Source organism: Vibrio rhizosphaerae, from assembly GCF_024347095.1.
GTDB lineage: Bacteria > Pseudomonadota > Gammaproteobacteria > Enterobacterales > Vibrionaceae > Vibrio > Vibrio rhizosphaerae.
On sequence record NZ_AP024903.1, the window covers coordinates 1,384,294 to 1,406,033 of the forward strand.

Here is a 21,740-nt window from a genome sequence, read left to right on the forward strand (position 1 = left end):
TTGGCAAATTAATGCTACAACCTGAGTCAGTTTATCGTTAAAGTACCGTGCAATCGTCTTTATTGGTTTATAGTATGTTTCGTCCTGTTTCGGTATTTATAGGGTTCAGATATTTACGAGGACAGTCAGGTGATCGGTTCAGCCGTTTTGTTTCGCGTATTTCCACCGTCGGTATCACGATTGGGGTTTTAGCGCTGGTTACGGTTTTATCGGTCATGAATGGCTTTGAGTCTCAACTGAAAAACCGGATTCTCGGGGTTTTACCCCATGCAGTGGTTTATCAGGGACATGAACGAACCCAGTGGCAAACAACGCCGCCGTCTTTTCTCAAACAGTTTCCCGCCCAGACTACCCCTGAACCGATTGTTCGTAGCGAAGCGGTCGTGCAGAGTGCGAGTGAGTTATCGGCAGGTATCCTGCTGGGGATTGAGCCACGCGATCATGATCCACTTGCTCAATACCTGATCCTCGGGACCATGCAAGATTTACACGCCGGGGATTATACACTGTTTCTTGGTCATCAGTTAGCAAGACAACTCAATGTTTCTCAAGGCGATAAAGTTCGTCTGATGGTGACGCAAGCCAGTCAGTTTACACCGCTAGGCCGAATTCCCAGTCAACGTAACTTTACTGTCGCCGGTATTTTTAACACCGGTTCCGATATCGACGGCCAACTGATGATTACCCATATCCATGATGCGCAGCGGTTATTGCACTTAAAAGGGCAAACGATATCGGGCTGGCGATTGTCATTTGCGGATCCTTTTATGGTTTCTGAACTGGCGAAGACACCGTTACCAGAGGGATGGCACTGGAGTGACTGGCGGGATCAACGGGGCGAATTGTTTCAGGCCGTACGAATGGAAAAAAATATGATGGGACTCATGTTGGGCCTGATTGTTGCCATTGCCGCCTTTAATATTATTTCTGCATTGATCATGGTTGTGATGGAAAAACAGGCAGAAGTGGCGATTTTGAAAACGCAGGGTATGACCAATTTGCAGGTTTTATTTGTGTTTATTGTACAGGGTGCCAGTAGCGGAATTGCCGGTGCGCTGAGTGGTGGCATTCTCGGCGTCTTGATTGCCAGTCATTTGAATTCGATTTTACAAATACTCGGGGTTGATTTGATGGCTATGGGGGGATCGTTGCCCGTGATGATTCGACCCGGCCAAATTATTGTGGTGGAGTTACTGACTATTGCCCTGAGTCTTTTGGCCACCTTATATCCTTCGCTCCGTGCATCGTCCGTTCATCCAGCAGAGGCTTTACGCTATGAATAATCTCCTTGAATGTCGCCAACTGACCAAAACTTATCGGGAAGGTGAGCTTGCGACACATGTCTTACAAGGTGTCAGTTTTTCGATGCAGCCCGGTGAGTTTGCTTCGATTGTCGGTTCATCCGGATCGGGAAAAAGTACCCTGCTACATATCTTAGGGGCACTGGACCAACCGACCAGTGGTGATGTGACGTTTTTAGGTCATCATTTGTTGCAGCTTCGCTCCACCCAACAGGCTAAAATCCGTAATCAACATATTGGTTTTGTCTATCAGTTTCATCATTTGCTCGCGGATTTTTCGGCATTAGAAAATGTGGCGATGCCCTTGCTGATCGGTGGAGAGTCTGTTGCGAATGCGACACGCACTGCCAAACAATGGCTCGCTCGCGTTGGGCTTGACCATCGGCTTGCTCATCGTCCGAGTGAGTTGTCCGGCGGAGAACGGCAACGGGTCGCAATTGCCCGGGCGTTGGTCAACAAACCATCTCTGGTATTAGCCGATGAACCGACCGGTAATCTCGATCATCAGACAGCATTAGCTGTTTATGAACTCATGAGAGAGCTGAACGAGGATTCCCAAACTGCGTTTCTAGTGGTCACCCATGATCGGGAGCTGGCGGGGAAAATGAATCGTATTCTGACGATGCAAGACGGCTTATTCACGTCATAAGGAGCGCATAAAGTGGTTTCATCATTATCTCTGATGATTGGTCGTCGTTTCAGCCGTTCCAAAAAAAGAAATAAATTGGTTTCTTTCATTTCAATGTCTTCCACTCTGGGGATTGCTTTTGGTGTCGCTGTGATTGTCATTGGTCTGTCTGCGATGAACGGGTTTGAAAGAGAACTCGATAACCGGGTGTTATCCGTGATCCCTCACGGTGAATTTGAAGGCGTTGAAGGACCGATCCAATCATGGCCAGCCATGATGAAGAAAATTACGACGTTTCCTCAGATTGTTGCCGCAGCACCTTATGTCCGCTTTACTGCATTAGCGGAACGGGGCCAGCAACTGAAAGCCCTTGAGGTGCGCGGGATTGATCCGGAGATGGAGCGCCATGTGTCCGAGCTTTCCCGTTATGTCACCGGACAGATGTTTACCAAAGATGCTCCCGGCAAGCACCAGGTGATACTCGGTCAGGGGGTTGCACAACGTTTAGGGGTTCATGTCGGTGATGCTTTGACATTGATGGTGCCGAATATGTCAGGAGGGGCTAAATCGCTGAAAGCACCTCAGCGGATACGCGTGACTCTGGTTGGCATTCTGGCACTGCATGGGCAGATCGATCACAATCTGGCGTTAATCCCTCTGCAAGATGCTCAACAATATACCGGCATTGGCTCCGCCGTGACCGGGGTTTCAGTCAAAGTGGCAGATGTTTTCCGCGCTGAGCACATTGTTCGTCAGGTTGGCAATCAGCTCAATCAGTATGTTTATCTGCGGAGCTGGCAGCGCCAATACGGCTACCTGTACCGGGATATTCAACTGGTTCGGACCATTTTGTATCTGGTGATGGTGCTCGTCATTGGGGTGGCAAGTTTTAATATTGTTTCAACTTTAATGATGGCGGTGAAAGATCGTGCTGCGGAAATTGCAATTTTGAGAACGATGGGGGCTTCGGATCGCCTAATCCGGCAGATCTTCATGTGGCAGGGCATTTTTTCCGGCGTATTGGGGAGTCTGTGTGGTAGCGTTATTGGGGTGTTGATCGCGATGAATCTGACAACACTGATCAAACAACTCGAATCGTTAATCGGGCACCACTTTTTATCCGGTGATATTTATTTTGTCGATTTTCTGCCCTCCCAAGTGGAAATTCAGGATGTGGTGTTGGTGTCCGCGACAGCGATTGTATTGAGTCTGGCTGCGACATTCTATCCTGCGTTGAAAGCGAGCCGCCTCAATCCCGCAAGCGTCCTTTCTTCCCGATAAATTACTTTTAATCAACAACTTACTTTTAGTTCATTGCTTTTAAGCAAATTATTTTTAGTCAATAACTTCCGATAGAAAAAGCGACTTCAGCATTGATAGCCTGAAGTCGCTTTTTTCTTCTCTCTGACGCTCTGGCGTTGCGATTCCTGATCTAGAAAAAATGAGCGTTGAGCCGAGGATAACCATGCGCATCTCAACGATTTCACATTTTTATCTCGAGTGCCTCGTAATGGCGGACACTTTTCCGGACGCTTGCTTGTGAATCGGTTACTTTGATTGTCGTTTTTGCCAACTTCTGACAACGGAGTAACGCCATAAGCCATGAATCCCAAAGTAACCGAGCAGGGCACAGACGACACCACAGATTAAACACCCGACAACCAGTGAAGGGGCAATGGTTGACATCTGTTGGGTGATATAGCTCCAGGACAGTTCAAAATGAAAATGTTGTGGCGGTTCATGGAGTACCCAGGCGCCAAGCTTATACGCAAAATAAAACAGGACCGGCATCGTAATGGGGTTACTCACCCAAACCAAGGCGACAGAAAGGGGAAGATTGACGCCACAGGCGATAGCCAGCCCGGCGGACATAATCATCTGACTGGGAAGCGGAACGAATGCCATAAACAAACCAACGGCAAAAGCACCGGCAGCCGAACGGCGGTTCAGGCACCATAAATTGGGGTTATACAACACGTTACCGAAAATTTTCAGGGCTTTCTGCCGTTTGATCAATTCTCTGTCCGGTAAGAATCGCTTAATAAATTTTTTAGGCATATAAAACGATGGCTCTTATAAAAAACAACTGGTTGCTCAGTTCTTATTGTTTAACGTTATTATCATCACCTTACTGGCCGAAGATGCCGGGTATGGTTTATTGCTGGTGGGGTGTTTTACTTTTACTGTTGTTTTTCGCTCTCCGGATTCATCAATTATGGTACACAGTTGGTGTATGCATCGCATTGATATTGGTGCTACTTCACGGAAATATATTCAAACGACAATCTGACGTTCTGTTTCAGTCTCCGCACGATACTACCATAAACGTCAAAGTTGACAGCTTTTTTACACCAAATAGTTTTGGCTATAGTGCGCGAGCGCAAGTGTTATCGATAAATAACACACCTATTAAGTGGTGGATACAACCAAAAGTCAAGCTATATACATCTGCTCAATATTATCCCGGAGATATATTGAAAATGTCAGTAGCTATCAAGCCGATAACAGGTTTACTCAATGAAGCGGGATTTGATAGTGAACGCTATTTTTTCAGTCAGGGGATTGTTGCTAAAGTATTCGCCCGCTCAGATATCGTCGTCAAAAAGTCGGGAGACTCTTGGCGTTACCGGTTATTTCAGCGAGTGGCTCAGCAGCTCCAAAGTGACTCGTTGAAAGGTATTATCCTTGCGCTCTCTTTTGCAAACCGCAATGATTTAACCGAGCAGCAGTGGCGGCTCTTCCAAGAGAGTGGTTTGGCTCATCTCATTGCTATCTCCGGCTTACATATCGGGATTGCTTATTCATTTGGTTTCTTGCTGGGGCTCCCGCTCTCCCGTTTGGGTCAACGCTGGTTATGGACACCCGTTATCTTGGGGACATGTTCAGCCTGGATTTACGCATGGTTAGCCGGTTTTTCGCTGCCAACCCAACGGGCGATGCTAATGCTACTCATCCATATCGTGTTCAGACTGAGCCATATCCGAATCAGTCTCAGCAGCCGATTCCTAATCACGTTATGCGGTATATTAACTATCCATCCGTTTGCCGGGGTTTCGGCCAGTTTCTGGATGTCGTTTGCGGCGGTTTCCTTTGTACTTTATCTGGTCAATCAGGAAAGAGATGTTCTGCATCGTGATCGCCTCGGTAAACTGCTACGGCAGATAAAAGGACATGTGGTCTTAATGGTCTGCATGTTGCCGGTCAGTGCTTATTTTTTCGGTGGCGTGAGTCTGGCTGCGCCATTGTATAACTTGGTATTTATTCCTTGGTTTAGCGTGTTGGTCGTGCCGTTGCTCTTTATCGGCTTGGTGATAACAGTATGTGGTGGCCCGGCAATGCTGATATGGCAGTCGATTCATGTTTTACTTGAACCGGTTATGTGGGCCGCCAGTTTCGCTGAGCCAGCTTGGCTGTTTACGCCCGCTTATTTTATCTATCTTCTGTTCATGGCGACGGCGCTGGTGTTACTTTGGCCCGTCTTATCTTGCCATAGTCGCAGCTTTTTTCTGATGATGATGTGCGGATTAGCCGTTGGACGTGAGACAACAAAGAACTGGCAGATTGATATTCTGGATGTGGGGCATGGCCTCTCGATTTTAGTTGAGAGAAATGGACATTATGTTCTTTATGATACGGGGAAAAGCTGGCCGGGAGGGAGTATCGTTCAGTCGGTGGTGACGCCGGTTTTGAGGCAGCGAGGTGTCCGGCGTCTGGATGGTTTGATTCTCAGTCATCTGGATAATGACCATGCCGGGGGACGCTTTGACCTTGATAAAATCTGGCATCCCCAATGGAAACGGGCCAGTGCATCGTTGCCGGGTTATCAACCTTGTACGCAAGGGCATTCATGGCAGTGGCAAGCGCTGACGTTTGATGTGTTATGGCCGCCGCAACGTGTTGTCAAAGCCGGTAACGATGATTCATGTACGATTCGGATTTCTGATGATGCCGGACATTCTATATTGCTGACCGGTGATATTGAAAAAGACAGTGAAAGGCAGATGTTACAGCAGAACCTGCCGATTGGCAGCGACGTAGTGATTGTGCCTCATCATGGCAGCTATACATCATCGACCCCTTTATGGGTAAAACGGGTCGGCGCTGAATTCGCCATTGCTTCTCTGGCGGGTATTAATCCCTGGCATTTGCCCAATCATGGTGTCGTTAAACGTTATCAGCAAAATGGTACACAATGGCTGGATACGGCCACGTCCGGTCAGATACGGATCATCATTTCGAATAAAAAACGCGAGATCAATACGATGCGTAGTCACGCCTTCTCGCCATGGTATAGGCAGATGCTACGTAAACAGGTAGAATGGCGCGGTTATTCTCGATGAAAAGTACCATGGTATCTATGTCTAATATAAATGATGAAACGACTTGGCAAACGTTTAAGCGTCTTTGGGTCTATATCCGCCTATACAAGTCAGGTCTGTTTGTTGCCGTTATTGCTCTGATTATTAATGCTGCCTCGGATACCTACATGGTTTCCTTGCTCAAGCCACTGTTGGATGAAGGTTTCGGTTCTGCGGAATCTAATTTTTTGAAAATACTGCCATTCATTATTTTAGCCATGATGCTGGTCCGCGGGCTCAGTGGTTTTGTCTCATCTTATTGTCTGAGTTGGGTCTCCGGAAACGTCGTGATGATGATGCGACGTAAAATATTTAACCATTTCATGCATATGCCGGTGAGTTTCTTTGATCAGGAGTCAACCGGCGGATTGTTGTCGCGAATTACCTATGACACGGAACAAGTTGCCGGGGCGACCAGCCGGGCATTGGTCAGTATTGTCCGTGAAGGTGCCAGTATTGTCGGGCTGTTGGCATTGATGTTTTGGAATAGCTGGGAGTTATCGCTGGTCCTGATCGTTGTTGCGCCTGTTGTTGCAGTGGCTATTCGAGTGGTGTCAAAACGGTTTCGGAAAATCTCAAGAAATATGCAAGATGCGATGGGGCAGGTCACCTCGTCTGCGGAGCAGATGCTCAAAGGGCATAAAGTTGTGCTGAGCTATGGGGGGCATGAGGTTGAATGCAAGCGCTTTGATGATGTCAGCAACCGGATGCGCCAACAAACCATGAAGCTGGTTGCCGCTCAGGCAATTGCAAACCCTGTGATTCAGATGATTGCCTCTGTGGCATTGGTGACAGTGCTATTTTTAGCCAGCGTCGATTCGATTCGTTCCGAGTTGACTCCCGGGACATTCACGGTCATTTTTTCTGCCATGTTTGGTTTGATGCGCCCATTAAAAGCGTTAACGAATGTCACGTCCGATTTTCAACGTGGGATGGCCGCCAGTCAGACTTTATTTTCACTGATGGATCTGGAGACGGAAAAAGATACCGGCAATTACGAAGCCGATGCCGTGACGGGATTGGTGCAAGTCAATGATGTGACGTTTACTTATCAGGGCAAAGAAAAACCGACCCTTGCACATATTTCTTTTGCCATCAAACCAGGCAATACCGTTGCTTTGGTTGGCCGTTCCGGCTCGGGGAAAAGTACCATTGCCAATTTATTTACCCGTTTTTATGATGTTGACTCGGGTGTCATCCAGTTAGACGGACATGACATCCGGGATTATAAACTGACTAACCTCAGGAAGCATTTTGCGTTGGTCTCGCAAAATGTGCATCTGTTTAACGACACAATCGCAAATAATATTGCTTATGCTGCTGAGGGTATGTATACCCGGGAGCAGATTGAACACGCAGCCCGGCAGGCGCACGCGATGGAGTTCATTCAAAATATGCCCGCAGGTCTGGACACTTTGATCGGTGAGAATGGCGCCAGTCTGTCTGGTGGACAACGCCAGCGAATTGCCATTGCCCGGGCTCTCCTGAGAGATGCCCCTGTATTGATTCTGGATGAAGCGACATCGGCACTGGATACCGAATCAGAACGAGCGATTCAGGAAGCGTTAGCGGAGTTGCAAAAGAATAAGACGGTTCTGGTGATTGCACACCGATTATCCACAATTGAAGAAGCCGATGAAATTTTGGTGATCGATGAGGGTGAAATTATTGAACGAGGTCATCATGTGGCGCTGCTGGAGAAACACGGTGCTTATGCACAACTTCATCGTACGCAGTTTGGTAGCTAAATCGTGATTGAGAACATCTGGTTTAAACATCATTTTCTCGGTTGGTTATTCGCGCCAATCTTATGGCCGCTGAGTCTGCTGTACCGCCGGATCAGTGAAACGCGCAGAAAATCCTACCAACAAGGGCGAAAGCCCATCTATCGTGCACCGGTGCCGGTAATTGTTGTCGGTAATATTACTGCCGGAGGAAATGGTAAAACGCCGGTGGTGATCTGGCTGGTGGAAGCATTACAGCAGATGGGCATGAAACCGGGAGTGATTTCGCGGGGTTATGGGGGCAAAGCACCACAATATCCATTACTGTTGACTCAAGATACACCCGTCCACCACTGTGGTGATGAACCTAAACTGATTTATCAACGAACCGGTGCTCCCGTTGCCGTTGCTCCCCGGCGATCCGATGCGGTACAGGCCCTGTTGACGCAGGGTGTGAATGTGATCGTTGCCGATGATGGCTTACAGCATTATGCATTGGCGCGGGATATTGAAATTGTGGTTGTTGATGGTCAACGACGTTTTGGCAACCAACGGTTTATTCCTTTCGGTCCATTGCGAGAGTCGCTGCACCGCCTGACGTCGGTTGATTTTGTCATTAACAATGGCGGTGTGCCAGAATCGAATGAGATTCCCATGACGCTGACACCTCAGCAAGCGGTGCATCTTTGTTCCCAGCACCGGCGTGACGTGAAACAATTAGGGAAATTAACGGCTATTGCAGGGATCGGGAATCCGTCCCGTTTTTTCCAGACATTGACGCAGTTAGGTGCGTCTCTGGTTGCGACTCATGAATTTGCTGATCATTATCAATATAATGTCCGTGATATTGAAGCCGTTGCCGAAGCGGCGGAACATGTCATTATGACGGAAAAAGATGCCGTGAAGTGTCTTCCCTTTGCGCAAGATAACTGGTGGTATTTACCAGTATCAGCGACATTCCGACCTGTGGATGCACAAAAAATATTACGATCAATTGAAGAGGTTATTGAACACTATGGACCATCGTCTGCTTGAAATTGTTGCCTGTCCGGTATGTAAAGGAAAACTGACCTATGATAAAGAGCAACAAGAGTTGATTTGTAAATTTGATCGGCTTGCATATCCTATTCGAGAGGGAATTCCTGTGTTACTGGAGCCAGAAGCACGAACGATGTCAATGGACGAGGGACGCTGATGACAACTGCCTATACCGTGGTGATTCCTGCGCGTTACCAGTCTTCTCGTTTGCCGGGAAAGCCACTGGCTGATATCGGCGGGAAGAGCATGATTCAGCGTGTCTATGAACAGGCGATTCAGTCTGGTGCTGAACGCGTGGTGGTCGCGACGGATGATGAAAGAATTGAACAGGCGGTCAAAGCCTTCGGCGGACAAGTCTGTATGACTGGTGCTGAACATCAGTCTGGTACGGAGCGGCTAGCGGAAGTTGTCCGCAAAATGTCGATTCCGGATGACCATATTGTGGTTAATGTTCAAGGGGATGAGCCGTTGATCCCACCAGTAATCATTACACAGGTGGCCGAGAATCTGGCAAATCATCAGGTGCCGATGGCAACGCTTGCGGTTGAAATTACGGACCGAGAAGAAGTGTTCAACCCTAATGTCGTGAAAGTTGTCACGGATCATCAAGGGTATGCTCTCTATTTTAGTCGTGCAGCCATTCCCTGGGATCGTGACCATTATGGTCAACCGCAACCTGAAATTCATACGCCGTTATTACGACATATCGGCCTCTATGCCTATCGTGCCGGATTCATTCAGACCTATATCCAGTGGGCACCAAGTCAGCTGGAGAAAATTGAAAGTTTGGAACAGCTGCGGGTTCTTTGGTACGGAGAGAAGATTCATGTTGGTGTTGCTTTGGAAACACCACCGATTGGCGTGGATACCGAGGCAGATTTAGCGCACCTTCGTGCGATTATCGCCCAGCGTCATTAAAAACAACGGATGGGGCCCCATCCGTTGTCGTCATGACCATACATGGGTCATTATTGTTCATTTCAGTTGGTTACGGCGTTGAGAGTTGTGTTGTCTCTTTGGTCGGACAAACGGCTAATCGCTCTCGTCTGCCGGTATCTTTGACTTCTTCCAGAATCACCTCAAATCCCCACAAACGATGCAAATGTTTTAAAACTTCTTCGTAGCTCGAATCGAGTGGAATACGATCATGAGGGACATACTGGAGCGTGAGAGAGCGATCGCCTCTGACGTTCACATTGTATACCTGAATATTGGGTTCAATATTGCTCAGGTTGTATTGTGCCGCGAGTTTTTCTCTGACTTTCTGATAGCCTGACTCATCATGGATCGCATTCACTTCAATAAAGTTTTTGCGGTCATCGTCTGTGATGGCAAAAAGTTTAAAGTCTCGGATCAGTTTTGGTGAAAGGTACTGACTAATAAAACTCTCATCTTTGAAGTTCTTCATGGCAAAGTGAACCGCATCCAGCCAGTCGGTTCCGGCCAGATTCGGGAACCATTCTTTATCTTCTTCCGTGGGCTCCTGACAGATACGCTGAATATCTTTGAACATCGCAAACCCTAAAGCATATGGGTTGATCCCACTGTAGTAGGGGCTATTGTACGACGGCTGAGCAACAACACTGGTGTGACTGTGCAAAAATTCGAGAATGAATTTTTCAGAGACCAGTCCTTCATCATAGAGGTGGTTTAGAATCGTATAGTGCCAGAAGGTTGCCCATCCTTCATTCATCACTTGTGTCTGCTTCTGAGGGTAGAAGTATTGGCTGATTTTTCTGACAATTCGTACAATTTCACGTTGCCACGGCTCAAGTAACGGTGCATGTTTTTCAATGAAATAGAGGATATTTTCCTGCGGTTCACTCGGAAAGCGAATGCGCTCATCCTCTGACTTCGGTTCGGTTTTCGGCAGCGTTTTCCAGAGCTCATTTACTTGAGACTGCAAATACATTTCACGCTGTTCTTGGCGAATTTTTTCCTCAGTAATTGATATTTTTTCCGGTCTTTTATATCGGTCCACCCCAAAATTCATCAGGGCGTGGCAGGAATCTAAGATATTTTCGACTTCTGTAACACCATATTTCTCTTCACATTCGCTAATGTAATTTTTGGCGAATAGTAAGTAGTCGATGATCGAACTGGCATCCGTCCAGGCTTGAAACAGATAGTTGCCCTTAAAGAATGAATTATGCCCATAGCAGGCATGAGCCATAACCAGTGCTTGCATGGTCACGGTGTTTTCTTCCATCAGATAGGCAATACAAGGGTCAGAGTTGATGACAATCTCATAGGCTAATCCCATTTGACCATGTTTATAACCTTGTTCAGTCTGAATAAATTTTTTGCCGAAAGACCAGTGATTGTAATTGATCGGCATACCGATACTTGAGTAGGCATCCATCATTTGTTCAGATGTGATGACTTCTATCTGATTTGGATAGGTATCAAGACGATAATGCTCTGCGACCCGTTTGATCTCAACGTGATAGCGCTCGAGTAAATCGAAGGTCCAGTCCGGTCCGTCCGGGAGCCGTTTACTGTGGTGCTTGTCAGGTGCCGACTTTGTTTTGGTTACCATGCAAAAGTCCCTCCTAAGCTGTTGTTTCTTTGTGAAACAATTCCCTGAACACGGGGAAAATATCATCCACGGACTGAATATTTTTCATGGCAAAGTTATCAAAACTTGTCTGTAACTTTTCATATTCATGCCAGAGTGTCTGATGAGAGCGATGTGTAATTTCAATGTATGCGTAGTACTGACAGTACGGCAGTAAGTTTTCAGTGAGAATCGAACGGCAGCGCGGGGAGTCATCAGCCCAGTTATCACCATCCGATGCTTGTGCGGCATAGATATTCCATTGATTGATCGGATAGCGTTCTTCCACAATTTCATGCATTAATTTGAGCGCGCTGGATACAATGGTTCCTCCGGTTTCTTGAGAGTAGAAGAACTCATGCTCATCCACTTCTTTTGCCTGGGTATGATGGCGAATGAAGACGACTTCAACATTTTTATACGTCCGAGTTAAAAACAGATAGAGCAGGACATAAAAACGTTTTGCAATGTCTTTCGTTGCCTGATCCATTGAACCTGAAACATCCATCAGACAAAACATCACGGCTTGGCTGGAGGGAATAGGACGTTTTTCATAGTTTTTATAGCGTAAATCGAATGTATCAATAAATGGAACTTGATCGATTTTTTTACGAATATCCAGTATTTCTTGTTGGAGACGTTTCTCTTCCAGAGGCTGTGCCGGCTCAAGATTCTGGATTTCTGCCAGTGTTTCTTCAAGTTCATGCAGGAGGCGGCGTTTGCCGGAAGTCATTGCAGTTCTTCTTGCCAATGATTGTTGGAGTGAACGCACAATAGCAATATTGGCAGGGACGCCCGCAGTCTGATAGCCGGAACGATGTGTTTTCCATTCGACGATGCGGTTGACTTGCTGTTTCTTCAGATTCGGCAGAGCCAGATCGTCAAATAAGATATCCAGATATTCATCTTTGGATATCTGGAACACAAAATCATCGCTGCCTTCACCATCGGCACTGGCATCTCCCTGACCAGAACCACTGCCGCCACCTTGTTGTGGGCGGTCAATTTTATCACCGGTGATGAACTGATCGTTGCCGGGATGCACACGTTCTTTCAGACCACCTTTTCCCTGATGAAAACTTGGCTCTTTAATGTCTTTACTAGGGATTGAGATATCTTCCCCGGATTCGGTATTGGTAATTGAGCGACGATTCACCGCATCTGCAATCGACTCTTTGATTTGCTGCTTGTGGCGGCGGAGAAAACGTTGGCGATTGACCGCACTCTTATTCTTACCATTTAATCTTCTGTCAATAAATTGCGCCATGAATATCCCCTTTACTTAACATCACCGAACAACAACTCAGTAGGGTATGCGTTGTTGTATAGTTCCCTCGGATTGGCGGCAGAAAAGTGGTTGATAACCGTGTTTGGTGCAACTCACTCTTCTTGGAAGCCCCTTTAAAGGGGCAACTGTTGAAGTCTGCCTCCGACCACACCGAGCGTATGGTGCAAGATGATTTATGACGATTTACGAACTCGTAAATACCACTCGGATAACAATCTGACTTGTTTCTCGGTATAACCTTTTTCCATCATCCGCGCGACGAAATCATCATGTTTTCTCTGTTCTTCAGAGGATGTTTTTGTATTGAAAGAAATAACCGGCAAAAGTTCCTCGGTATTGGAGAACATTTTCTTCTCAATCACAGTCCGCAGTTTTTCATAGCTGGTCCATACCGGGTTTTTACCGTTGTTGTTTGCTCGGGCACGTAAAACAAAGTTCACGATTTCATTACGGAAATCTTTTGGATTACTGATCCCGGCTGTTTTTTCGATTTTTTCCAGTTCACTATTGAGCGCAGAGCGATCAAATAGTTGACCGGTTTCCGGATCGCGATACTCCTGATCCTGAATCCAAAAATCAGCATAAGTGACGTAACGGTCAAAGATGTTTTGCCCATATTCAGAGTAAGACTCCAGATAAGCGGTCTGGATTTCTTTACCAATGAACTCAACGTACCGTGGCACCAGATAACCTTTGAGATACTCGAGATACCGTTCGGCTGTATCTTGAGGGAACTGTTCTCGCTCGATTTGCTGTTCGATCACATAAAACAGGTGTACTGGGTTGGCAGCGACTTCCGTCTGATCAAAGTTAAATACCCGGGAGAGTATCTTGAAGGCAAAACGTGTTGATAGCCCGTTCATCCCTTCGTCCACACCCGCATAGTCACGATACTCCTGATAGCTTTTCGCTTTGGGATCGGTATCTTTGAGCGTTTCACCATCGTAGACCCGCATTTTGGAGAAGATGGACGAGTTTTCCGGTACTTTGAGCCGGGAGAGAACACTAAATTGTGCCAGCGTTTCTAAGGTGCTGGGTGAACAAGGCGCGCGAGAGAGCTCACTGTGATCCAGTAGTTTTTGATAGATTTTGACTTCTTCAGAGACACGCAGGCAGTAAGGCACTTTGACGATATAAACCCGGTCAAGAAATGCCTCGTTGTTTTTGTTATTACGAAATGCCTGCCATTCCGATTCATTGGAGTGGGCGAGGATCATGCCTTCAAATGGTAAGGCAGATAAACCTTCCGTACCGTTGTAGTTGCCCTCCTGGGTGGCAGTCAGCAGTGGATGTAGCACTTTAATCGGGGCTTTAAACATCTCAACAAATTCCATCAGTCCCTGATTCGAGCGACAAAGCGCACCCGAATAGCTGTACGCATCAGGGTCATCCTGAGAAAAATGTTCCAGTTTGCGAATATCAACCTTACCGACTAATGAGGAGATGTCCTGATTGTTTTCATCCCCCGGTTCTGTTTTTGCAATCGCAATTTGATCCAAGATCGATGGCCGTAATTTGACGACTTTGAATTTGGTAATATCTCCCCCAAACTCATGCAGCCGTTTGGCTGCCCATGGGGACATGATGGTTCGGAGATAACGCTGATCAATCCCATATTCCGTTTTGAGTAGCTCTCCGTCTTCACTGATATCGAACAGACTAAACGGATGATCGTTCACCGGGCTGCGTTGTCCGTTTGCACTGAGTACATAGATAGGCATCTGTTGCATTAATGATTTTAGTTTTTCTGCAAGTGATGATTTACCGCCTCCGACAGGGCCGAGCAAGTAGAGGATTTGTTTCCGTTCTTCAAGTCCTTGAGCCGCATGTTTCAGATAAGAAACGATTTGCTCAATGGATTCTTCCATCCCGTAAAAGTCTTTAAAGGTATCATAACGAGAGATCACTCGGTTTGAGAAAATACGACTCAAACGGGGATCTTTTGATGTATCGATGACTTTAGGTTCACCAATGGCTAATAGTAGACGCTCAGCAGCGTTGGCATAGGCACTTTTGTCTTCTTTACATAACTGTAAGAAGTCCTGAAGTGATAACTCTTCTTCCTTCGCTGCTTCATAACGCGCTTGAAAATGGTCGAATATACTCATAGCTCATTCCCTCTAAAATGTCTTAACGACATGTAAACGCTTCAACACAATCGCACATCTTTAAGACTAGTCGCTAATTAGCAATTCTGCTTAAAAAATATGTGTTTAATCAAAAAATCTGGGCTGCGTCATACTGGATGTTTTAAATGATTTGTTAAATGAATGTATTATCAATTTAACAAAAATTTATGAAAAGTGAAGGCCATCGCATTGCCTTGACAGAAAGGTAAATGATTTTCGTTTGAATGATGAATTCGATTGATAGCATTTTCGGACGACATTTGCTGTCGTCCGAATCTGCATAGGAGGTTAGGCGTTAAAAATCTGTTGGAACTCAGAAACCGAGAGGTGATATTGACGGGGACATGATTGCCATTTTGCTGCCATACGACGATATTTGTCTAGCATGGGCACCTGACTATTGAACTGGTGCTCACCTTGATCAAACTGGCTATATAATCCTTCGGAGTTAACTAAGAAGCGAACATAGTGAACTAATTGCGTTTCTGTCGATAAATCAAAGCCTAAAAATTGCAGACGTCTTGCGTCAATCTTGTTTTGATCCGCCTCGGTCAACTGTTTATGAGACTCTTGCATCGCATGGTACATTTCCATGATATTGATGATTTCACTGCATTCACTCTCTGGCAAACAGCCAAATTCTTTATTCAGCTCCCGCATGTGCAATGCGTAACCACGTTCAATAATCGTTTGGAAACGATGATATTTTTCAGCATTTGCCGGATCAAGTTGTGACATCAATCGATACTGATTGGAGAGAATAAGGCGTTGAGCATTGGTCATTTCCATAGCAAATTCCTACGCGAATGATAAAAGATTGTTATCAGTAGAGTAACGTGAATTGTGTGCCTGAAACATGATCTCAATACGGGTTTTATCTGATTTATATCATTTGATTACCGAGATGTTTCATCCTTTGAGCATCTCGGTCAGTTTGGTTTTTTGTGGTTAGTATTTCACATTGGCATGGTATTGGCTGAGGATCGAAACAATATGATCCATGGTCTCTTTTGACGGGGGCTGGACGCCGTCAAGGGGATAATCGATGCCCATGGCTTCCCACTTATGCGCCCCGAGTTTGTGATAGGGGAGCAGCTCTATTTTTTCGATATTATTCATATCCTGAATGAATTGACCCAATTGATGAGCGGCGTCTTCATCATCGGTATATCCGGGAACAATCACATAGCGGATCCAGGTTGTCTGACCGATTTTATGCAGGTAGCGGGCGAAGTCCAACGTGCGATGGTTGGATACACCAATCAGTTTCTGGTGAATTTCATCCTGCATGTGTTTGATATCCAGCATAACTAAATCTGTCACTTCAAGCAGTTCATCAATGACCGGGGTGTGTTTACGAACATACCCATTGGTATCAAGGCAGGTATGCATACCTTCTGCTTTGGCGGCTCTGAAAAAATCTCTGACAAATTCAGGTTGTAGAATGGCTTCTCCGCCCGAACAGGTGACTCCGCCACCAGATGCATTCATAAAGTGGCGATAAGATTTTGCTTCTTGAATGATCTCTTCGACCGATATCAGCTTTCCCGCATGAACGTCCCAAGTATCTCTGTTATGGCAATACATGCAGCGCATTAAGCACCCTTGCATAAACACAATGAAACGAATGCCCGGCCCATCAACGGTGCCACATGTCTCAAAAGAATGAATACGACCTAGAGTTGACATGATGATTTCTCTTTGGAGGATTTGGCCGTTATTTTATTACATTTCCATACAATGAGATAGACCTAAGTCATTAGACAATCATGAATCCGAGCCTTTTGAACCCTAATATTTAAATGCTGATTTTTGAATGAAAGCGGCGCAAAAATAGTGTTGTTTGTAATGCGTTTAATTGTGATTCTCATCTTAGAAATGTTGCACGAATATTCTGTGCTTATTACGCAAATCATCAAGATATTATTTTGAAATATAAATGTAGTAATTTTGTGACGCGTGTAATAAATTTGTTAGCAACAGAGGGGTGATATTGGTTCAGAAAATTACTCTTCAAGGTTCTGATTTGAGTGAAGGATATTGTGGTCATGGATGTACTGAAATTATCGCAAAAGCAGAAGATTGCTATTTTTATTGTTATTTTATGTGTGGGTTTTCTAGCGATGGGAGGATTCATTGCCCGTAAGTTATCAATGATGACCTCCCAATACGATCTGAGTGGGGAAGTTTCTCAGGGGACAACCAAGTTATTTGCGTCTCAGACCAAATTATTATCACTGGCCGCAGAGAGCAATGTGCTCCAAATAAAAGATGTTTCTCGTGTGACCGAATTGTTGGCGCAATTGAGTCAAGATATTGATAAGGATGTGCGTTTTCTTAAAAATGCCGGTTTTGAGCCTGAGGGGCAGATGCTTTTTGAAGCGATGAGTCGGTTTGAAAATGCGATGCATCCTTGGCTGAAAACTAAATCTGAACTGGGATTTAGTATCAGTGAAGGAAAGCAGGGAGTATTGACGCAGCTGGCGGAAAAAATTGAGGCAAAAATTGAAGAAACCGGCATGGTGACCATTCGTTCTGATTTTCGGGCAATGATTAAATCTCAACAGAATTATTTATTGGCCCCCAATGAAAAAAATCTCAAGTTATTCAATCGTGCGATGGCAACCTTTATCAACACATCTAAGCTTTACGCGGCGCTGTCGAGTTATCAATCGGAAGTTGACCAGTTTAAAAAAACCTTTGCCCGGGTTGGTGAATTATCTCAGCAAGTCAAAAACTATGAGTCGGAACTATCGGCATCAGAGCAAGCCGTTCAGCAATTAATTCAGAATGCTTCTGCACGATTAAAAGCAATCAGTCAGGAATATCAGCAGACCGCTCACCGGGAGGCGACACAGACCTTATGGTCGGTGATGGCTGCTTGTGCAGCACTGGCCGCACTGACGATTACCATTTTCATTACTTTAAGATTATCTCTGACGCGTTCTCTGACGCAAACCAAAACATTTCTGGATCGCTTGTCTCAAGGTGACTTATCAAAGCGTCTGCCGATTACAACAAATACAGCCGATGAATTTAATCAGCTGGCGATTGCTTTGAATGATAGTTGTGAGCATTTGGGGTTATTGGTGAATCAGGTACAGAAAAACAGTCAGGCGCTCTCTGGCGATGCCGCCGATCTGAATGATGGTTTAGACCAGCTAATGACGGCCCAGACTCATATCGTTCGTCAAACGGATCTGCTTGCTTCTGCGACGGAGCAAGTCAGTGTAACGACTCAGGAAGTCAGTAATTCACTTGAATTTGTGGCGGATGTGAGTCAGGCATCTACCAGCGCGGCACAAGCGGGGGGCGAAATTATTGAGGCGGCTATTCAGTCTATTCAGGATGTCGGTGATATTTTGAATTCAGCTGCCGGGCATATTCAGCAGCTTGAATCGGCTTCTGAGAAAGTCGATGCAGTGATGGACATTATCAATGGGATCGCTGAGCAGACGAATTTACTGGCGTTAAATGCGGCGATTGAAGCAGCCCGGGCCGGTGAGCAGGGGCGGGGTTTTGCGGTTGTTGCCGATGAAGTCCGTAACCTTGCTGTCAAAACGGTTGATGCCGTATCAGAGATAACCGAAACGATTGAGACCATGAAACGTGAAAGTGCCGAAGTGATTCAGTATATCGCTCAGTCTGAGGGGGCGATGACGCGTGGTCAAGAGCAAGGACAGGAAGCGATACAGGCCCTTTCTCAGATCACTGAAAAAGCCAATGAAGCTGCCAGTCAGACCGCAAGAATTTTTGAGTCAATCAAAGAACTGGCAGTCACCAGTCACTCGATGGCAGATAGTATGGTCCAGATATCATCGTCGATGAAAAACTTAGAAGAGAACAATCAAAGACTCCGAAAAACCAGTAAAGTCGTCGATCAACGTTCAACACACCTTTCAGAGGATTGTCAGCGCTTTGCGGTGTGAGGCTGTTTTGTGTCACAAAGGGATTCGTCATAAAAAAAGCTCCCATTCGGGAGCTTTTTCGTGGTCATAACGAAAGCTTAAAGCGCTTCAGTAAATGTACGTGCAATTACGTCAGCTTGCTGTTCTGCTGTCAGAGAGTTAAAGCGGACAGCATAACCAGATACACGGATTGTCAGCTGTGGGTATTTCTCAGGGTGTTTCACAGCATCTTCCAGAGTTTCGCGATTCAAGACATTGACGTTCAGGTGTTGGCCACCTTCAATGCCAGTCTCGTGGTGGAAGTAACCATCCATAAGGCCTGCAAGGTTAGAACGTTGTGCATCATTATCTTTACCAAGTGCATTTGGCACGATAGAGAAGGTATAAGAGATACCGTCTTTGGCGTGAGCAAATGGCAGTTTACCGACTGAAGTCAGTGATGCAACCGCGCCTTTTTCATCACGACCGTGCATTGGGTTTGCACCGGGTGCGAATGGTGCGCCGGCACGACGTCCATCAGGTGTGTTACCGGTCTTCTTACCATAAACAACGTTAGATGTGATGGTCAGAATTGACTGTGTAGGCACTGCATCACGGTAAGTTTTCAGTGAACGGATTTTGTTCATGAAGACTTCAACCAATTGACATGCGATGTCATCAACACGCGGGTCATTGTTACCAAATTTAGGATAGTCACCTTCGATCTTGAAGTCGACAGCGATGCCGTCTTCATCACGGATTGGTGTAACTTTCGCATATTTGATTGCTGACAGAGAATCAGCAGCCACAGACAGACCTGCGATACCACAAGCCATGGTACGTTTGACATCAAGGTCATGTAATGCCATCAGTGACGCTTCGTAGCTGTACTTGTCATGCATGAAGTGAATCGCATTCAGAGCGGTGACATATTGTTTTGCCAGCCAGTCCATGAAGTGATCCATTTTTTCCCATAGTTCATCATAATCGAGCACTTCAGCGGTGATTTTTTCCAGTTTCGGACCCACTTGAATTTTCAGTTTTTCGTCAATACCACCGTTAATGGTATAGAGCATGGTTTTCGCCAGATTGGCGCGGGCACCGAAGAACTGCATTTGTTTACCAACAACCATTGGTGATACACAACATGCAATTGCATAATCATCAGACTCAAAGTCAGGGCGCATTAAATCATCGTTTTCATATTGAATCGATGATGTGTCGATAGAGACTTTTGCACAGAAACGTTTGAAGCCTTCAGGTAACTGTTCAGACCAAAGTACCGTGATGTTTGGCTCTGGAGATGGGCCCATTGTGTACAGGCTGTTCAGGAAGCGGAAGTTAGTCCGTGTAACCAGTGTCCGTCCGTCAAGTCCCATACCACCGATAGATTCTGTTGCCCAGATAGGGTCGCCAGAGAATAACTCATCATATTCAGGTGTACGCAGGAAGCGAACCATACGTAGTTTCATGACGAAGTGGTCAATCATTTCCTGAGCGTCTTCTTCAGTCAATTTACCGGCGGCAATATCACGTTCTATGAAGATATCGAGGAAGGTCGATGTACGACCCAGAGACATCGCAGCACCGTTTTGAGATTTCACGGCTGCCAGATAACCGAAGTAAGTCCATTGAATCGCTTCTTGCGCTGTTTCTGCAGGACGTGAAATGTCACAACCGTATTTAGCTGCCATCTCTTTGATTTGGCCAAGAGCCCGGTGTTGCTCAGCAACTTCTTCACGCAGCTGCATTGTCATATGCAGATCTTCACCCGCTTCAAATCTCTCTTGCAGAGAAGTGAACTGCGCGAATTTCTCTTTCATCAGGAAGTCAATACCGTACAGAGCGATACGACGGTAGTCACCAATAATACGACCACGGCCATAAGCATCCGGCAAACCAGTCAAAACACCAGATTTACGGCATTTCATAATAGCAGGCGTATAGATATCGAATACACCTTGGTTGTGAGTTTTACGATACTCAGTGAAGATTTTTTTCACTTGAGGGTCAAGTTCACGACCATACGCTTGGCATGAACCTTCGACCATACGGATACCACCGTTTGGAATGATTGCACGTTTCAGTGGTGCTTCAGTCTGCAAACCAACGATTTTTTCTAAATCTTTATTGATGTATCCCGCATCGTGTGCAGTGATAGTAGAAATAACGGAAGTGTCAAAATCAACAGGTGCGTGAGTTGAGTTTTCTTTTTTGATACCTTCCATGACTGCGGCCCATAGAGAGTTGGTCGCTTCGGTACCTTCAGAAACAAGGAAAGATTCATCACCTTCATAAGGGGTGTAGTTCTTTTGAATAAAGTCACGAACGTTAACTTCGTTTTGCCAATCTCCAGCGACAAAACCTTCCCAAGCTTTAGCAAATTGCTCTGCCATGATATACCTACCTTTATATAGTAGAGAAAAACACATACTGACTTAGCTGTTGAGCCAACTTGTCTTTTGGTTGAAAAGACATCAGTACACTCTTCGAATAACAATATGGTTAAACACCAGATGATATACATCAGTTTGATTAATCATATTGCGACTCTTACCACGAACCTCATCGTATGGAGTGTAGCTTAGGATAAAAAAAACATATAAACCTTAAACTAAATCAATAAAACTTCAAAAATAGGAATAAGTTTAGGTGCCATATTGACCTGCACAACCGATGAGCGTTGCAGACCGGACGGCGCTGAATCATTTCTCAGTTCAGTATAGATTCCTGCAGACGAAAGGCCCGGCTCTACGAATGCTCAGCAATCCCACAATACGATTTTTGCCATATTTACTTTCTTTAGACCTGCCTGACATGAATTCTATCC

Annotated in this window: 16 protein-coding genes; 9 read left to right on the forward strand and 7 right to left on the reverse strand. The window is 45.7% G+C overall.

What is annotated here, in order from left to right; genetic code table 11:
* The first annotated feature begins 74 nt into the window (after window positions 1-74).
* The 3 genes from lolC to lolE are packed head-to-tail and all read left to right on the forward strand — an operon-like array spanning window position 75 to window position 3,210.
* The gene (gene lolC / locus OCV37_RS05935) at window positions 75-1,283 is read left to right on the forward strand and encodes a lipoprotein-releasing ABC transporter permease subunit LolC (RefSeq protein WP_038178569.1); all 1,209 of its coding nucleotides are present in this window, start codon (window positions 75-77) and stop codon (window positions 1,281-1,283) included.
* Window positions 1,276-1,950 (forward strand): lipoprotein-releasing ABC transporter ATP-binding protein LolD, encoded by a 675-nt coding sequence (lolD, locus tag OCV37_RS05940; RefSeq protein WP_038178571.1) that lies wholly within the window; start codon window positions 1,276-1,278, stop codon window positions 1,948-1,950. Before lolC ends, lolD begins: the two co-directional genes overlap by 8 nt.
* A gap of 12 nt (window positions 1,951-1,962) precedes the next feature.
* Window positions 1,963-3,210: a lipoprotein-releasing ABC transporter permease subunit LolE gene (lolE, locus tag OCV37_RS05945; RefSeq protein ID WP_038178573.1), complete on the forward strand. Its 1,248-nt coding sequence runs from the start codon at window positions 1,963-1,965 to the stop codon at window positions 3,208-3,210.
* Window positions 3,211-3,477: 267 nt separating this feature from the next.
* Here lolE and OCV37_RS05950 read toward each other — a convergent pair whose 3' ends face one another.
* Complete coding sequence (locus OCV37_RS05950; protein WP_038178575.1) at window positions 3,478-3,987, reverse strand: DUF2062 domain-containing protein; 510 nt, start codon at window positions 3,985-3,987, stop codon at window positions 3,478-3,480.
* Window positions 3,988-4,079: 92 nt separating this feature from the next.
* On the opposite strand from OCV37_RS05950, the gene OCV37_RS05955 reads away from it, so the two are divergent.
* From OCV37_RS05955 to kdsB, 5 genes are read left to right on the forward strand one after another with little or no spacing between them, the layout of a single operon-like run.
* Window positions 4,080-6,269, forward strand: coding sequence for a DNA internalization-related competence protein ComEC/Rec2 (locus OCV37_RS05955; RefSeq protein ID WP_245609101.1), 2,190 nt, complete (start codon window positions 4,080-4,082; stop codon window positions 6,267-6,269).
* Between the two features lie 17 nt (window positions 6,270-6,286).
* Complete coding sequence (msbA, locus tag OCV37_RS05960; RefSeq protein WP_038178687.1) at window positions 6,287-8,035, forward strand: lipid A ABC transporter ATP-binding protein/permease MsbA; 1,749 nt, start codon at window positions 6,287-6,289, stop codon at window positions 8,033-8,035.
* Window positions 8,036-8,038: 3 nt separating this feature from the next.
* Window positions 8,039-9,046, forward strand: coding sequence for a tetraacyldisaccharide 4'-kinase (gene lpxK / locus OCV37_RS05965; protein ID WP_038178577.1), 1,008 nt, complete (start codon window positions 8,039-8,041; stop codon window positions 9,044-9,046).
* A complete protein-coding gene (locus OCV37_RS05970; protein WP_038178579.1) occupies window positions 9,027-9,206 on the forward strand; it encodes a Trm112 family protein in 180 nt (59 codons plus the stop codon). The genes lpxK and OCV37_RS05970 overlap by 20 nt, the downstream gene beginning before the upstream one ends.
* Window positions 9,206-9,967 carry a 3-deoxy-manno-octulosonate cytidylyltransferase gene (gene kdsB, locus OCV37_RS05975; protein WP_038178581.1) on the forward strand — a complete coding sequence of 254 codons (762 nt, stop codon included), beginning with the start codon at window positions 9,206-9,208 and terminating at the stop codon, window positions 9,965-9,967. Before OCV37_RS05970 ends, kdsB begins: the two co-directional genes overlap by 1 nt.
* Before the next feature lie 70 nt (window positions 9,968-10,037).
* On the opposite strand, the gene OCV37_RS05980 is transcribed toward kdsB, so the two are convergent.
* The 5 genes from OCV37_RS05980 to pflA form a co-directional block, all read right to left on the reverse strand.
* Window positions 10,038-11,588, reverse strand: coding sequence for a SpoVR family protein (locus OCV37_RS05980; protein WP_038178583.1), 1,551 nt, complete (start codon window positions 11,586-11,588; stop codon window positions 10,038-10,040).
* 13 nt (window positions 11,589-11,601) lie between these two features.
* Window positions 11,602-12,873, reverse strand: coding sequence for a YeaH/YhbH family protein (locus OCV37_RS05985; RefSeq protein WP_038178584.1), 1,272 nt, complete (start codon window positions 12,871-12,873; stop codon window positions 11,602-11,604).
* Between the two features lie 194 nt (window positions 12,874-13,067).
* The gene (locus OCV37_RS05990; RefSeq protein WP_038178585.1) at window positions 13,068-15,002 is read right to left on the reverse strand and encodes a PrkA family serine protein kinase; all 1,935 of its coding nucleotides are present in this window, start codon (window positions 15,000-15,002) and stop codon (window positions 13,068-13,070) included.
* Between the two features lie 309 nt (window positions 15,003-15,311).
* Window positions 15,312-15,812, reverse strand: a complete 501-nt coding sequence (locus OCV37_RS05995) for a YfbU family protein (protein ID WP_038178586.1) — start codon at window positions 15,810-15,812, stop codon at window positions 15,312-15,314.
* A 159-nt stretch (window positions 15,813-15,971) separates the two neighbouring features.
* Window positions 15,972-16,712, reverse strand: a complete 741-nt coding sequence (gene pflA / locus OCV37_RS06000; protein ID WP_038178587.1) for a pyruvate formate lyase 1-activating protein — start codon at window positions 16,710-16,712, stop codon at window positions 15,972-15,974.
* Between the two features lie 359 nt (window positions 16,713-17,071).
* Here pflA and OCV37_RS06005 point away from each other — a divergent pair, with 359 nt between their 5' ends.
* Window positions 17,072-18,952 carry a methyl-accepting chemotaxis protein gene (locus OCV37_RS06005; protein ID WP_038178588.1) on the forward strand — a complete coding sequence of 627 codons (1,881 nt, stop codon included), beginning with the start codon at window positions 17,072-17,074 and terminating at the stop codon, window positions 18,950-18,952.
* A 77-nt stretch (window positions 18,953-19,029) separates the two neighbouring features.
* Here OCV37_RS06005 and pflB read toward each other — a convergent pair whose 3' ends face one another.
* Window positions 19,030-21,306, reverse strand: coding sequence for a formate C-acetyltransferase (gene pflB, locus OCV37_RS06010; RefSeq protein ID WP_038178590.1), 2,277 nt, complete (start codon window positions 21,304-21,306; stop codon window positions 19,030-19,032).
* Between the last annotated feature and the right edge of the window lie 434 nt (window positions 21,307-21,740).